At 62.2% G+C, this 14,238-nt stretch carries 14 protein-coding genes; 5 read left to right on the top strand and 9 right to left on the bottom strand.

Annotated elements, in window-relative coordinates; translation table 11 throughout:
* Positions 1-68: 68 nt before the first annotated feature.
* Both AC3ISR_RS24730 and AC3ISR_RS24735 read right to left on the bottom strand, forming a co-directional pair.
* The gene (locus AC3ISR_RS24730; protein WP_192299024.1) at positions 69-830 is read right to left on the bottom strand and encodes a YdcF family protein; all 762 of its coding nucleotides are present in this window, start codon (positions 828-830) and stop codon (positions 69-71) included.
* Positions 831-927: 97 nt separating this feature from the next.
* Positions 928-1,245: a hypothetical protein gene (locus tag AC3ISR_RS24735; protein WP_192299025.1), complete on the bottom strand. Its 318-nt coding sequence runs from the start codon at positions 1,243-1,245 to the stop codon at positions 928-930.
* 262 nt (positions 1,246-1,507) lie between these two features.
* On the opposite strand from AC3ISR_RS24735, the gene leuS reads away from it, so the two are divergent.
* The 5 genes from leuS (at position 1,508) to AC3ISR_RS24760 (ending at position 7,657) form a co-directional block, all read left to right on the top strand.
* Positions 1,508-4,114 carry a leucine--tRNA ligase gene (gene leuS / locus AC3ISR_RS24740; RefSeq protein WP_192299026.1) on the top strand — a complete coding sequence of 869 codons (2,607 nt, stop codon included), beginning with the start codon at positions 1,508-1,510 and terminating at the stop codon, positions 4,112-4,114.
* An 88-nt stretch (positions 4,115-4,202) separates the two neighbouring features.
* A complete protein-coding gene (locus AC3ISR_RS24745; RefSeq protein WP_192299027.1) occupies positions 4,203-4,808 on the top strand; it encodes an LPS-assembly lipoprotein LptE in 606 nt (201 codons plus the stop codon).
* A 39-nt stretch (positions 4,809-4,847) separates the two neighbouring features.
* Positions 4,848-5,885 (top strand): DNA polymerase III subunit delta, encoded by a 1,038-nt coding sequence (gene holA / locus AC3ISR_RS24750; protein ID WP_192299028.1) that lies wholly within the window; start codon positions 4,848-4,850, stop codon positions 5,883-5,885.
* Positions 5,886-6,105: 220 nt separating this feature from the next.
* Positions 6,106-6,270, top strand: a complete 165-nt coding sequence (gene arfA / locus AC3ISR_RS24755; RefSeq protein WP_003176285.1) for an alternative ribosome rescue factor ArfA — start codon at positions 6,106-6,108, stop codon at positions 6,268-6,270.
* A gap of 61 nt (positions 6,271-6,331) precedes the next feature.
* Positions 6,332-7,657 carry a lytic murein transglycosylase gene (locus tag AC3ISR_RS24760; protein ID WP_463983898.1) on the top strand — a complete coding sequence of 442 codons (1,326 nt, stop codon included), beginning with the start codon at positions 6,332-6,334 and terminating at the stop codon, positions 7,655-7,657.
* Positions 7,658-7,782: 125 nt separating this feature from the next.
* On the opposite strand, the gene AC3ISR_RS24765 is transcribed toward AC3ISR_RS24760, so the two are convergent.
* From AC3ISR_RS24765 to mltB, 7 genes are all read right to left on the bottom strand, one after another.
* A complete protein-coding gene (locus AC3ISR_RS24765; RefSeq protein WP_192299030.1) occupies positions 7,783-8,700 on the bottom strand; it encodes a S66 peptidase family protein in 918 nt (305 codons plus the stop codon).
* A gap of 150 nt (positions 8,701-8,850) precedes the next feature.
* Entirely contained in the window at positions 8,851-9,852 is a 1,002-nt protein-coding gene (gene lipA, locus AC3ISR_RS24770) for a lipoyl synthase (RefSeq protein WP_166794335.1), read from the bottom strand.
* Positions 9,853-9,878: 26 nt separating this feature from the next.
* Positions 9,879-10,526, bottom strand: a complete 648-nt coding sequence (gene lipB / locus AC3ISR_RS24775; RefSeq protein WP_226455805.1) for a lipoyl(octanoyl) transferase LipB — start codon at positions 10,524-10,526, stop codon at positions 9,879-9,881.
* Positions 10,526-10,801: a DUF493 domain-containing protein gene (locus AC3ISR_RS24780; protein ID WP_192299032.1), complete on the bottom strand. Its 276-nt coding sequence runs from the start codon at positions 10,799-10,801 to the stop codon at positions 10,526-10,528. The genes lipB and AC3ISR_RS24780 overlap by 1 nt, the downstream gene beginning before the upstream one ends.
* 83 nt (positions 10,802-10,884) lie before the next feature.
* Entirely contained in the window at positions 10,885-12,042 is a 1,158-nt protein-coding gene (locus tag AC3ISR_RS24785) for a D-alanyl-D-alanine carboxypeptidase family protein (protein WP_192299033.1), read from the bottom strand.
* 179 nt (positions 12,043-12,221) lie between these two features.
* The gene (locus tag AC3ISR_RS24790) at positions 12,222-13,220 is read right to left on the bottom strand and encodes a septal ring lytic transglycosylase RlpA family protein (RefSeq protein WP_463983899.1); all 999 of its coding nucleotides are present in this window, start codon (positions 13,218-13,220) and stop codon (positions 12,222-12,224) included.
* Complete coding sequence (gene mltB, locus AC3ISR_RS24795; protein ID WP_192299035.1) at positions 13,220-14,230, bottom strand: lytic murein transglycosylase B; 1,011 nt, start codon at positions 14,228-14,230, stop codon at positions 13,220-13,222. The genes AC3ISR_RS24790 and mltB overlap by 1 nt, the downstream gene beginning before the upstream one ends.
* Positions 14,231-14,238 lie beyond the last annotated feature (8 nt).

A 14,238-nucleotide genomic window follows, 5' to 3' on the forward strand; every position in this document is an offset into this window, starting at 1 on the left:
AGTCAACACATCTGATACTGATCCACCGCATTCGCGAGCAAGCCCACTCCCACATTTGTCCTGCGGTGCTACTTATAAAACAATCGATAACCTACCTGCCCCACTGCCTCATTGATCAACTGCCCGCTGCGCCATACCGACACGAACTCCGGCATCCAGCCACCGAGCGGCCGGGAGTTGTCCACCCCCAGAAAGCCGACCGGCCCGGGCACCACGGTGAAACCGGCCTTCTCAAAGCTCCACACCGAACGCGGCATGTGCCACGCCTGAGTCACCACCACCACGCGCTTGATGCCTTGGGGCAATAGAATCTCGGCACTCATCTGCGCATTCTCCCAGGTGGTGCGGCTGCGCTCTTCCTTCCAACGCACCGTCACACCGAAGTCGTCACGCATCGACACCGCCATCAACTCGGCCTCACTGGGCGGCGTGCCGTAGTGCAGCCCGCCGCTGGTCAGCACCGGCAACCCCGACGCCTTGGCCAGGCGCGCCGCATAGCGCTGGCGCTCAAGCCCGACGCCGGTCGGCTGGTCGGTGCCCCACGCCGGATCGCCGCGCTCACGCCCCGAACCCAGCACCACAATGGCATCCGCACGCTGGGCCAGGGTCGACCAGTCTTCCTGCGCCAAAGGCGGCTCCGTCTCCAGGGCCCGGGCGCCCCACTCCACCATCACCGGCAGGCTGATCAGCCACATGCCGCCAAACCCAAGGGCAAAGCACACGCCAGCCAGGCGCGGGCGGCTGCGGCGAAACCACCAGGCAAGTGCGAGCAGCAGCAAGAAAATGCCGGGCGGCAACAACAATTGTTTAATGAAATAACGAAAAGGCATCGGGCATCTCCAAAGATGCCCGAAGCCTAGATGCAACGGGATTTAGCGACAATCTTTACCAGCACATTTTGAGAAGGTTAACGGATAACGCTGTGCTTCACTTGCACCGTACGGCCCGGCGCTTTTCCGGGCCGCGGGCGGTGGGCAAGTCTTTCAGCCAAATCACCTTAGCCGAGCGCGAGGGCTCCTGGGCTGGCGGGGAGGCCTGCCCAAGTGCTGCGCGGTGGTGATTGGACTCCAGGTAAACCTTGATCAATTCAAGCTCTGCCTGGCTCAAGCCACGCAACTCCAGCTCCTGAGGCCGCTCATCACACAAACGGCCTGCGGTATCTGCTGCATCCAATGCACGACCCAAACGGTCGATCAGTCCTTCGTACAACTGCGGTTTCGTTAAAGTTCGCTGCGATTCAGCCATCCCCTCACCTCATTGAAGAAAGTTCTTGCTCCCCAATAAACAGCGTAGCCCCCGTGGCTGCGCCTGCCCGGTGCCGCGACAGACGGCCAGGCCTGCGCAATCAGGGTTTCCCTCGATAGAGTGGGGTCATGTATGCTACGGCGCTTCCTGTAACTCCACTTCCCGCAGGGTTTGGGCACGGACGCGCCGCTTTTTGGTGTCGATCAACCCCGGCCATGCACCGAAGAGGATTAGGCCACCCCTATTCAGTTCAAAAGTAGCCATGCACGAACAATATCAGCCCCGTGAAATCGAAAATGCCGCCCAAACCTTCTGGGACGAGCAAAAGTCCTTTGAAGTCAGTGAACAGCCAGGCAAGGAGACTTACTACTGCCTATCGATGTTCCCTTACCCCAGCGGCAAGCTACACATGGGGCACGTGCGCAACTACACCATCGGTGACGTGATTTCCCGCTACCAGCGCATGCTCGGTAAAAACGTTCTGCAACCCATGGGTTGGGACGCTTTCGGCATGCCGGCGGAAAATGCCGCGATGAAAAACAACGTGGCCCCCGCCAAGTGGACCTACGAAAACATCGCCTACATGAAGACCCAGCTGCGCAGCCTGGGCCTGGCGGTGGACTGGTCCCGCGAGGTGACCACCTGCAAGCCGGACTACTACCGCTGGGAACAATGGCTGTTCACTCGCCTGTTCGAAAAAGGGGTGATCTACAAAAAGAGCGGTACCGTGAACTGGGACCCGATCGACCAGACCGTACTCGCCAACGAACAGGTGATCGACGGTCGCGGCTGGCGTTCCGGCGCGCTGATCGAAAAGCGCGAAATCCCGATGTACTACTTCAAGATCACCGCCTACGCGGATGAACTGTTGTCGAGCCTCGACGATCTGCCGGGCTGGCCTGAACAGGTCAAGACCATGCAGCGCAACTGGATCGGCAAGTCCAAGGGCATGGAAGTACAGTTCCCGTACAACGTTGATTCGATCGGCGTTGCTGGCGCACTGAAAGTATTCACCACCCGCCCGGACACCCTGATGGGCGCGACCTACGTCGCCGTGGCCGCCGAGCACCCGCTGGCCACCCAGGCGGCACAGAACAACCCTGAGCTGCAGGCGTTCATCGCCGAATGCAAAGGCGGCAGCGTGGCGGAAGCCGACGTCGCTACCCAGGAGAAAAAAGGCCTGCCGACCGGCCTGTTCGTCGAGCACCCGCTGACTGGCGAAAAGCTGCCGGTATGGGTCGCCAACTACGTGCTGATGCACTACGGCGATGGCGCCGTAATGGCAGTGCCGGCTCACGACGAACGCGACTTCGAATTCGCCACCAAGTACGACCTGCCGATCAAATCCGTGGTGCGCACCAGCTCCGGTGACACCAACCCGGCGCCGTGGCAAGACGCCTATGGCGAACACGGCACCCTGATCAACTCCGGCGAGTTCGACGGCCTGGACTTCCAGGGCGCGTTCGACGCCATCGAAGTTGCGCTGATCAAAAAGAACCTGGGCGCCTCGCGCACCCAGTTCCGCCTGCGCGACTGGGGCATCAGCCGTCAGCGCTACTGGGGCTGCCCGATCCCGATCATCCACTGCCAAACCTGCGGTGACGTGCCGGTGCCGGAAGACCAACTGCCGGTCGTCCTGCCCGAAGACGTGGTGCCGGACGGCGCCGGTTCGCCGTTGGCGCGCATGCCTGAGTTCTACGAGTGCAACTGCCCGAAATGCGGCCAGCCTGCCAAGCGTGAAACCGACACCATGGACACCTTCGTCGAGTCCTCGTGGTACTACGCCCGCTACGCCTCGCCGCACTACGAGGGTGGCCTGGTGGAAAAATCCGCAGCCGACCATTGGTTGCCAGTGGACCAGTACATCGGCGGTATCGAACACGCCATCCTCCACCTGCTCTACGCGCGCTTCTTCCACAAGCTGATGCGTGACGAAGGCCTGGTGAGCTCCGACGAGCCGTTCAAGAACCTGCTGACCCAAGGCATGGTGATCGCCGAGACCTACTACCGTCGCGAAGCCAATGGTGCCTACACCTGGTTCAACCCGGCGGACGTCGAGCTGGAGCGTGACAGCAAAGCCAAGGTCATCAGCGCCAAGCTGATCTCGGACGGCCTGCCGGTAGAAATCGGCGGCACCGAGAAGATGGCCAAGTCGAAGAACAACGGCGTCGACCCACAATCGATGATCGACCAGTTCGGCGCCGACACCTGCCGCCTGTTCATGATGTTCGCGTCGCCGCCTGACATGAGCGCCGAATGGTCCGACTCCGGCGTCGAAGGTTCGCATCGTTTCCTCAAGCGCGTCTGGCGCCTGGCGCACGCCCATGTGAGCCAGGGCCTGCCGGGCAAGCTGGACGTTGCGAGCCTGAGCGACGAGCAGAAAGCCGTTCGCCGCAGCACTCACCTGGCCATCCGCCAAGCGAGCCAGGACGTGGGCCAGAACCACAAGTTCAACACCGCCATCGCCCAGGTGATGACGCTGATGAACGTGCTGGAAAAAGCACCACAGGCAACCGAACAGGACCGCGCGCTGGTTCAGGAAGGCCTGGAAACGGTCACCCTGCTGCTGGCGCCGATCACACCGCACATCAGCCATGAGCTGTGGAGCCGTCTGGGCCACAGCGGTGCAGTCATCGATGCCGGCTGGCCAAAGCAGGATGACAGCGCCCTGGTACAGGACACGCTGCAACTGGTGATCCAGGTCAACGGCAAACTGCGTGGCCAGATCGACATGCCGGCCAGCGCCAGTCGCGAAGACGTCGAAGCCGCCGCACGGGTCAACGAGAATGTGCTGCGCTTCACCGAAGGCCTGACGATCCGCAAAGTGATCGTGGTGCCCGGCAAACTGGTCAACATCGTCGCCAGCTAAATCGGATCAGGCGCGGAGCTCGAGCCCGCGCCGAACTAAACCTTCAGGGCCTCGATAAGGCCCATCTGGTTTCAAGGGGAGCAACACAATGATCAAACGCAATCTGCTGGTGATGGGCCTGGCCGTACTGCTGAGCGCTTGCGGCTTCCAGCTGCGCGGCACCGGCACCAACGAGCTGGCAATCAAGGAACTGGACGTCAGCGCACGCGATGCCTACGGCGATACCGTCACCCAGCTGCGCCAGGTTCTGGAAAACAGCGGCGTGCACGTCTACACCGGCGCGACGTACAAGCTGGTCCTGGTCAACGAGAAAGAAACCCAGCGTAACCTGAGCTACGCCAGCGCTGGCCGCGCGTCGGACATCGAACTGGCCACCGAGCTGAACATCGAAGTCCAGGGCCGCGATCACTTGCCATTGATGGGCGACAAGATCGTGGTACAGAAAATCGTCAGCCACGACGGCAACAACCTGGTCGGTTCGGACTCCGAGACCATCCAGGTCCGCAAGGAAATCCGTCGCGAGCTGGTACAGCGTGTCGTCCTGCGTCTGCAGATGCTGACCCCGGAAAAACTCGAAACCTTGCAGCAAGCCGCTGACAACAAGGCCAAGGCTGAAGCCGACGCCCTGAAAGCGGCGCAGGAATACGAAGACAACACGCCGAAACAATCGCCTGTTGAAGTCCCTGTCGAGTAAGCCAGACGGGGCGCCCCAAGCGCCCCGTTCGCCCCGCCTATGAAACTCGCCCCCGCCCAACTCGCCAAACACCTGCAAGGTGGCCTTGCGCCTGTCTACATCGTCAGCGGTGATGACCCGTTGCTGTGCCAGGAAGCCGCCGACGCCATCCGCACCGCTGCGCGCCAGCAAGGTTTCGACGAACGCCAGGTGTTTGCCGCCGACGCCAGTTTCGACTGGGGCACGTTGCTGCAGGCCGGTGCGAGCATGTCGCTGTTTGCCGAAAAGCGCCTGCTGGAACTGCGCCTGCCTTCGGGCAAGCCGGGTGACAAAGGCGCGGCAGCCTTGATGGAATACTGCTCACGCCCCGCCGAAGACACGGTGCTGCTGATCAGCCTGCCCAAGCTTGACGGCAGTGCGCAGAAAACCAAGTGGGGCAAGGCGCTGGTGGAGGGTCCGCAGACCCAGTTCATCCAGATCTGGCCGGTGGACAGCAATCAATTGCCGCAGTGGATTCGTCAGCGCCTGTCCCAGTCGGGGCTATCGGCGACGCAAGACGCCGTGGAGCTGATTGCCGCGCGGGTCGAGGGCAACTTGCTGGCCGCCGCCCAGGAGATCGAAAAGCTCAAGCTGATGGCCGAAGACGGGCAGATCACTGTCGAAACCGTACAGGGTGCGGTGGCTGACAGTGCCCGGTTTGACGTGTTCGGGCTGGTGGATGCGATCCTCAATGGCGAACCCGCCCACGCCTTGCGCATGCTCGAAGGCCTGCGCGGCGAAGGCGTGGAGCCGCCGGTGATTCTCTGGGCCCTGGCCCGGGAGCTGCGGGTATTGGCCAATATTGCCCTGCAATACAGCCAGGGCACGCCGCTGGACAAGTGCTTCAGCCAGGCCCGACCGCCCGTGTGGGACAAGCGCAAGCCCCTGATGAGCAAAGCCCTGCAACGGCACTCGGCGCAACGCTGGGCGCAACTGTTGCTGGAGGCCCAGCGCATCGATGCACAGATCAAGGGCCAGGCGGCGGGTTCGCCGTGGATGAGCTTGAGCCGGTTGTCGCTGTTGATGGCGGGCCAGCGCCTGACACTGCCTGCCGAATAACCCCTCCCTCAAAAACATCACAGTCCAATGTGGGAGCGGGCTTGCTCGCGAAGGCGTTGGGTCAGTCACTTGGTCTATAAACTGACACTCCGCATTCGCGAGCAAGCCCGCTCCCACAGTTTTGACCGTGTCTACCTTTCCTACATTTCGCCGGGCTTTACAGTAGCGTAACTTCGGCAGATGATTTGCACCGCTCCAACCCACCCAGAGAGTATCAAGCATGAGCAAAAAGCCATCCAAGCATGGCCCCAACAAGGCCAAATCCATCATCGCCCAGCCACTGTTCCGCAGCCGTCAGGAACGCGCCGGCAAGGGCAAAGGCAGCTACCGCCGCGAAGCCTTCCAGTCTAATAGCTGGGAGGCTTCTTACTTTCTGGCTGCCTGAAGGCAAGCGCCCCTTCGGCATGATAAGGTCTGCACCTGATTTGTAATCCCTGGACCTGTGCATGCCCTCTTGTCTTTCCCGTCGTTGGCACCTTCGCCAGCTGATCGCTGCCTCCAGCCTCATTCTGCTCGTCGCCTGCGCGGAGAAACCCACCGCCGCGGACGCTCAACCCCTGCCCAAACTCCAGGCCGCACCGGTCGCGGCACCTGCCGTCGTGGGGCCCCTGGCCGTCGACAACCTCGACATACAGCCGACCCAGACCTTTGCCGAATGGCAGGCCGCTTTCCGCGAGCAAGCGTTGAAAGCCGGGATCACCCCCGCCGTCTTTGATAACGCCTTCGCCAATGTCACGCCGGACATGGCGGTGATCCGTGCCGACCGCAGCCAGCCGGAGTTTTCCCGTCCGGTGTGGGAATACCTCGACGGCGCCCTGTCAGCTCTGCGCGTGCGCAACGGTCAGGCGCTGCTGATCAAGCACGCCGACATCCTGCAACGCATCGAAGAACGCTACGGCGTCGACCGCCAGGCACTGGTCTCGGTGTGGGGCATGGAGAGCAACTTCGGCCAGTTCCAGGGCAACAACTCGGTGATCCGCTCACTGGCAACCCTGGCCTACGAGGGTCGTCGCCCGGCGTTTGCCCAGGCGCAATTGCTGGCCGCATTGCAGATCATCCAGCACGGCGACATCCAGGCCGACCAGATGAAAGGCTCCTGGGCCGGCGCCATGGGCCAGACCCAGTTTATCCCGACCACCTACAACACCCACGCCGTCGACTTCGATGGCGACGGCCGCCGCGACATCTGGAACAGCCCGGCCGACGCCCTCGCCTCCACCGCCCACTACCTGCAAAGCTCCGGCTGGCAGAAAGGCCAGCCGTGGGGCTTCGAGGTCAAACAACTGCCGACGAATTTCGATTACGCCCTGGCCGACGGCGGTGTGCGCAAGACCGTGGCCGAATGGATGAAACTCGGCTTGCAGCTGCCGTTTGGCGCAAGCATGCCGCCGAACGTCGAGCAACTGTCTGCCGCCCTGCTGTTGCCGGCGGGTTACCGTGGCCCGGCGTTCCTGGTGCTGGATAACTTCCGCGCGATCCTCAAGTACAACAACTCGTCGTCCTACGCGTTGGCAGTAGGCCTGTTGTCGGAACGCTTTGGCGGCGGCGGCGTGATTCGGGGCGATTGGCCAAAGGATGAGCTGCCACTGAGCCGCTCCCAGCGCATCGACCTGCAGACGGCGCTGAGCGCCAAGGGGTATGACGCGGGCAACCCGGATGGGATTATCGGTGCCAATACACGCAAGGCGATCCGTGCGGCGCAGCAGGCGCTGGGATGGCCGGCGGATGGGTATCCGACGGTGAAACTGCTGGAGTCTTTGCAGAACCGCTAGATCTGCTTATGGCTACTGCCGCTATCGCAGGCAGGCCAGCTCCCACATTCAACCGCATTCCAAAGGATGTACACGGTTGAATGTGGGAGCTGGCTTGCCTGCGATAGCGGCATCACAAGCAACAACTATTTAAAGACCACATCCTGCTCCAACACCACCCGCTGCTCCCCCGCATCCAACCGCACCAACGCGCCCATCGGCAGCGTCAGGTTCGGATCACAATGCCCACTGCGCCAACCGGCCAACACTGGAATGCACAGCGGTTCAAAGGTCTGCTTGAGCAACCGCTCCAGCGCCATGCCGTCCACACCCGCCACATCGCCCACCAGCACCCCCGCCACCTGGGCCAGCTTGCCTGCCAGGCGCAGGTGTGTGAGCAAGCGGTCGATGCGGTAAATCGGCTCGTTGACGTCCTCGATCAGCAGGATGATGCCCTCGGCATCGATTTCGTATGGCGTCCCCATCACCGCTGCGATCATCGACAAGTTCCCCCCCAGCAAGCGCCCACAAGCGATGCCAGGTGCAATCGTGGTCAACGGGTAGGCCACCGGGTGCGCCAGCACGCTGCCGGCGCCGAGATCGCCGCGCAGCAGGCCCAGTAGCGAAGACTCGGTCGGCGGTTGCTTGCCGCCCAGCAGGTCGGCATTGAGCATCGGCCCGTGGAAGGTCACAAAGCCGGCGTAGCGGCTGATCGCCAGGTGCAGGGCGGTGATGTCGCTGTAGCCCACAAACGGTTTGGGATTGGCGCGCAGCAGGTTGAAATCCAGGCCATCGAGCAGACGTGGCGTACCGTAGCCGCCGCGCAGGCAGAAGATGGCGTCGATCTCAGGGCTGGCGAAGGCGGCGTGGAGGTCGCGCAGGCGCACTTCATCGCTGCCGGCGAGGTAGCCGTCGCGCTCGTAGACGCCAGGGAAGATGTGCAGGTCGTAGCCTCGGGCGCGCATCCATTGGCCGGCTTTTTCGACGTCCAGTGCGGCAGGGCCGGCGGGGGCGATCAGGGCGATGGTGCCTTCTGGTCGCAACGCAGGTACGGCAATGCTCATCCACAATTCTCCCTAAATAACGCAGAACGAAATGTGGGAGCGGGCTTGCCTGCGATGCAGGCACCTCGGTGTATCAATCGCACCGAGGTGATGCTATCGCAGGCAAGCCAGCTCCCACACAAGCCCGCTCCCAAATTTGAGCAGCGGTATTTACGAAACCAGGCTCGCCTTGACCAGTTTGGCCTGCTCGTCAGCGTGGTACGAAGAACGCACCAACGGGCCCGACGCGACGTTCTTGAAGCCCATCTTGTAGCCTTCCTCGGCGAACCAGGCGAAGGTGTCCGGGTGCACGAAACGTTGCACCGGCAAGTGGCTGCGGGACGGTTGCAGGTACTGGCCCAGGGTCAGCATGTCGATGTCGTGTTCGCGCATGCGCTTCATGACTTCGATGACTTCTTCGTCGGTCTCGCCCAGGCCCAGCATCAGGCCGGATTTGGTTGGGATGTGCGGCATCATCTGCTTGAATTTCTGCAGCAGGGTCAGCGACCACTGATAGTCCGACCCCGGACGCGCCGCCTTGTACAGGCGTGGCACGGTTTCCAGGTTGTGGTTGAACACATCCGGCGGCTCGGCGGCGGTGATTTCCAGCGCCACGTCCATGCGGCCACGGTAGTCCGGAACCAGGGTTTCGAGCATCACGTTCGGCGACAGCTTGCGGATCTCGCGGATGCAGTCGGCAAAGTGCTGGGCACCGCCGTCACGCAGGTCGTCGCGGTCAACGGAGGTAATCACCACATACTTGAGGCGCAGGTCGGCGATGGCGATGGCCAGGCTTTCCGGCTCGTTGACGTCCAGTGGCTTCGGTCGGCCGTGGCCCACGTCGCAGAACGGGCAACGACGGGTGCAGATGTCACCCATGATCATGAAGGTGGCGGTGCCGCCGGAGAAACACTCACCCAGGTTCGGGCACGAGGCTTCTTCGCACACACTGTGCAGCTTGTGCTTGCGCAGCAGGGCCTTGATACGGTCGACTTCCGGCGAAACCGGGATGCGCACGCGAATCCAGTCGGGTTTCTTCGGCAGTTCGGTGGTCGGAATGATCTTCACCGGGATGCGTGCAACCTTCTCGGCGCCGCGCAGCTTGACGCCGGCTTCCACCTTGGCACGCGGGGCCGGGGCCGGACGTTCGGTAACGTCCACCGTCGGGATCATGGTTTGCACTGCATCAGTAGTCATAATCAGTCGATTCCGCCCGTAAGGGTCGTCTGCTCAGCATAGTCGAGGTGTTTGACGAGCTGCGCACGCAGCCGGGCACTTACCTCGGCAAATTTAATCGGTGTGGCGTGTTCGCTCAGCTGGGTCATCGCCAGCCCGGCATAGCCGCACGGGTTGATCCGGCGAAACGGTGCGAGGTCCATGTCCACGTTCAGGGCCAGGCCATGAAACGAACAACCGTGGCGAATCCTCAAGCCCAGGGAGGCGATTTTCGCGCCATCCACATACACGCCCGGGGCATCGGGCTTGGCCGCGGCGCTCACGCCGTAGCTGGCCAAAAGCTCGATCAGGCAAGCCTCCATGCGGCTGACCAGATCACGCACGCCAAACCCCAGCTTGCGCACATCCAGCAAGAGGTATGCGACAAGTTGTCCGGGGCCATGGTAAGTCACTTGGCCACCTCGGTCGACCTGCACCACCGGAATGTCCCCCGGCACCAGCAGGTGCTCGGCCTTGCCGGCCTGGCCCTGGGTAAACACCGGCGGGTGTTCGACCAGCCAGATTTCGTCCGGGGCCGACGTACCGCGCTCGTTGGTGAACCGCTGCATGGCATGCCAGACCGGCTCGTAGGCCATCTGGCCGAGCTCGCGAAAGCCCAGGACGCCTGGCATCAAAGCACCATGTGCACGAAGCCGGTGGCCCGCAGTTCGCTGTTGATGTCGTAGAGCTGGTCTTGACCGGTCGCAACGATGTGCAACTGGATCGTGGTGTATTTACCGTTGGTGCTCGAACGCTCGTCCACCCGGTTGTCGTTGATCGTCGCGTGTTTACGCACGATCTCGATAATCTTGTCTTTGTTGCCCACGCCGGTATCGCTGATCACTTTGACGGGATAGTCCGTCACTGGGAATTCGATCTTTGGCGCCTTTACTTCGGTATCGGTCATGGCGTAACGGCCTCGTAAGCGTAAGCCTTGGCGACGACAAAGCCCCGCGTCGGATCAACGCGGGGCTTTGCAGATGCTCAGTGTCAGTTGAACAAGCCGTAGAAGAATAGACGGATGCTATCCCACACGCGGCGGAAGATGCCACCTTCGTCGACGGCGTCCAGCGCGATCAGGTCGGCGCTGTGCACCACCTTGTCGTCCAGCTTCACTTCGACTTTACCGATCACATCACCCTTGGCGATTGGAGCAACCAATTGCGGGTTCATGGTCATGCTGGCGGCGAGCTTTTTCAGCTGGCCTTTTGGCATGGTCAGGGTCAGGTCTTCAGCCAGGCCGGCCTTGACTTGGTGGGTCGCGCCCTTCCAAACCGGCGCCTGTGCCAGTTCGGCCCCCTTCTGGTAGAAGGTCTGGGTTTCGAAGAAACGGAAACCGTATGTCAGCAGTTTTTGCGTCTCGGCCGCACGGGCCTGCTCGCTGTTGGTGCCGAAAACCACGGCGATCAGGCGTTGGCCATCACGTACGGCGGACGACACCATGCAGTAGCCGGCTTCGTCGGTGTGACCGGTTTTCAGGCCATCGACGGTCTTGTCACGCCACAGCAACAGGTTGCGGTTAGGTTGCTTGATGTTGTTCCAGAAGAATTCTTTCTGGGAGTAGATCGCGTAGTGCACCGGGTCGACACGAATGATCGCGCGCGCCAGGATCGCCATGTCGTGAGCCGACGAGTAGTGCTCCGGGTTCGGCAGGCCGGTCGGATTCATGAAGTGGCTGTTGGTCATGCCCAGGTCAGCGACGGTTTTGTTCATCATGTCGGCGAACGCATCTTCGCTGCCGGCGATGTGCTCGGCCAGGGCCACGCTGGCATCGTTGCCGGACTGGATGATGATGCCGTGCAGCAGGTCGCTGACAGTCACCTGCGAGCCAACCTTGATGAACATCCGCGAACCGCCGGTGCGCCAGGCGTTTTCGCTGACGGTCACTGGATCGTTTTCGCCGATCTGGCCGCGACGGATTTCCAGGGTCGCGATGTAGGCGGTCATCAGCTTGGTCAGGCTGGCTGGGGGCAGACGCTGGTCACCGTTGCTCTCGACCAGCACGTTGCCGCTGGCGGCATCCATGAGGACCCAGGCCTTGGCAGCCAGTTGCGGGGAAGCCGGCACCATTTCGACCGCCCAGGCGGCCGGGGTGATGATCAGCGAAAGAAGCAGGCACGTGCGTTTGGCTAAGGTGGTGATGTTCATCCGTCTCTCGAAATTGCTTATGGAAACTTGCCCTCTCGGGCAAAACTTATTCAGACAGCCCGCTACCAGACTGTCGCGTGTTCGGTTGCCCGCTCACCCCTTGCCCCTGGGTTTTATTGTTCAACGAGCCAACAACCACGGCCCAGGCACGCATGCGCGCCCGAGCCATCAATCCTCTGTTATTCGGCGGTGACCACGCTGGGTTGCCCCAGGTTGGCCAGACGCACACTGTTCTGTACTTGCGCGACTTCGCTTGGCGAGCTGATCGGGCCCATGCGCACGCGGTGCAGGGTCTGCTGGTTACGCACGATGGAGCTGATGAAAACCGGCGCGTTGACCATGCCGCTGAGTTTCGACCTTAACAGCTCTGCCGCATCCGGGTTGGCGAAAGCGCCCACCTGCAGGTATTGCCCGCCCGCAAGCGAGGCGCCAGGCGCGGCCCGCGGTACAACCACGGTGTCCGGTGCGTGTTGCTGCGGCGGTGGCGTCCACTGTTCGATCTTGCCAGCCGACGCGTTGACTTGCGGTTGCTGGGTGGTCGGCTCATTGAGCATCAACGGCGCCGGCTTGCCACGCTGGGCCCAGTATTGCGCCGGGTCGATGCCTTCGACCTTCACCCGCGCCGTGCCGGTTTCGGCATAGCCGAGCTTCTTCGCGGCGGCGTAGGACAGGTCGATGATGCGATCCGAATAGAACGGCCCACGGTCGTTGACCCGCAGGATCACCGTGCGGTTGTTGTCCAGGTTGGTCACCCGTACATAGCTGGGCAGCGGCAAGGTCTTGTGGGCCGCGCTCATGCCGTACAGGTCATACACTTCGCCGTTGGCGGTGTTCTGGCCATGGAACTTGGTGCCGTACCAGGACGCCGTGCCCGATTGCACGTAGGTCTTGGAATCTTGCAACGGGAAGTAATTCTTGCCCAGCACGGTATACGGGTTGGCCTTGTAGGGCCCGGTGTGCAGGGTTGGCGTGGCATCCGGGATTTTCGAGACATCGACGTCCCACCACGGCGCGCCGTCTTTGTGCGCGCGGTTGATGTCCAGGCCCGGCTGGGAACGGACTACCGCCCCCCCGGACTTCTGCGCCGGACCTCGGCTGGTGGAGCAACTGACAACCAGCAAGGACAACGCGGCAAACGCCACCAGCTTGAGCGGTTTGTTGATCGGCGATACCCGCATTACTTGTTGCCCCGTGCTTGGACCAGCATGTCTGACAGCTGATGCACGGCCATGGCGTACATCACACTGCGGTTATAACGCGTGATTGCGTAGAAATTCTTCAGGCCCATCCAGTATTCCGGGCCGTTTTCGCCCTCAAGACGGAATGCCGTGACCGGCATATCATCAGGCAGCGCATTCTGACTCGACCAGCCCAGCGCCCGCAACTCCCCGACCGTCTTGGCCGGCTCGATGCCCTGGGTCAGGCCTTCATCGGCGCGCTCCCCGCTGACATCCGCGCGGATCACCACAGGTTCGCCGGCCACCCAGCCATGACGCTTGAAGTAGCTGGCCACGCTGCCGATGGCATCGTCCGGGTTACTCCAGATATTGATATGCCCGTCGCCGTCAAAGTCCACTGCATAGGCGCGAAAACTGCTCGGCATGAACTGCGGCAAGCCCATCGCACCGGCGTAGGAGCCCTTGAGGGTCAACGGGTCGACCTGCTCTTCGCGGGCCAGCAGCAGGAACTCGCGCAGTTCCTTGCGGAAGAATTCGGCGCGCGGCGGGTAGTCGAAGCCCAGGGTCGACAACGCGTCGATCACCCGGTAACTGCCGGTATTGCGCCCGTAAAAGGTTTCAATGCCAATGATCGCCACGATGACCTGGGCTGGCACGCCGTATTCCTGCTCGGCGCGGGCCAGCACCGCTTCGTGCTGGCGCCAGAAGTCCACGCCCCGCGCCACACGGGCGTCGGTGAGGAACATCGGGCGATATTCCTTCCACTGCTTCACGCGTTCGGCCGGGCGGGAGATGGCGTCGAGGATCGCCTGCTTTTTCTGGGCCTCGCGAAACACGCCCATCAGCTGTTCGCCGGCAAAACCGTAGTCGCGGGTCATTTCACCGACAAATTCGGCGACCTGGGGTGAACCATCGTAGTCACCGGCCTGCGCCTCTTGCGTTGCGCCCAGCAGGCCAATCAGGCCCATCCAGGACGCGTGCCGAGTCGCCCAGCCGCGCATTACTTGCATTGACATCT

Source organism: Pseudomonas sp. GL_117 (assembly GCF_057835125.1).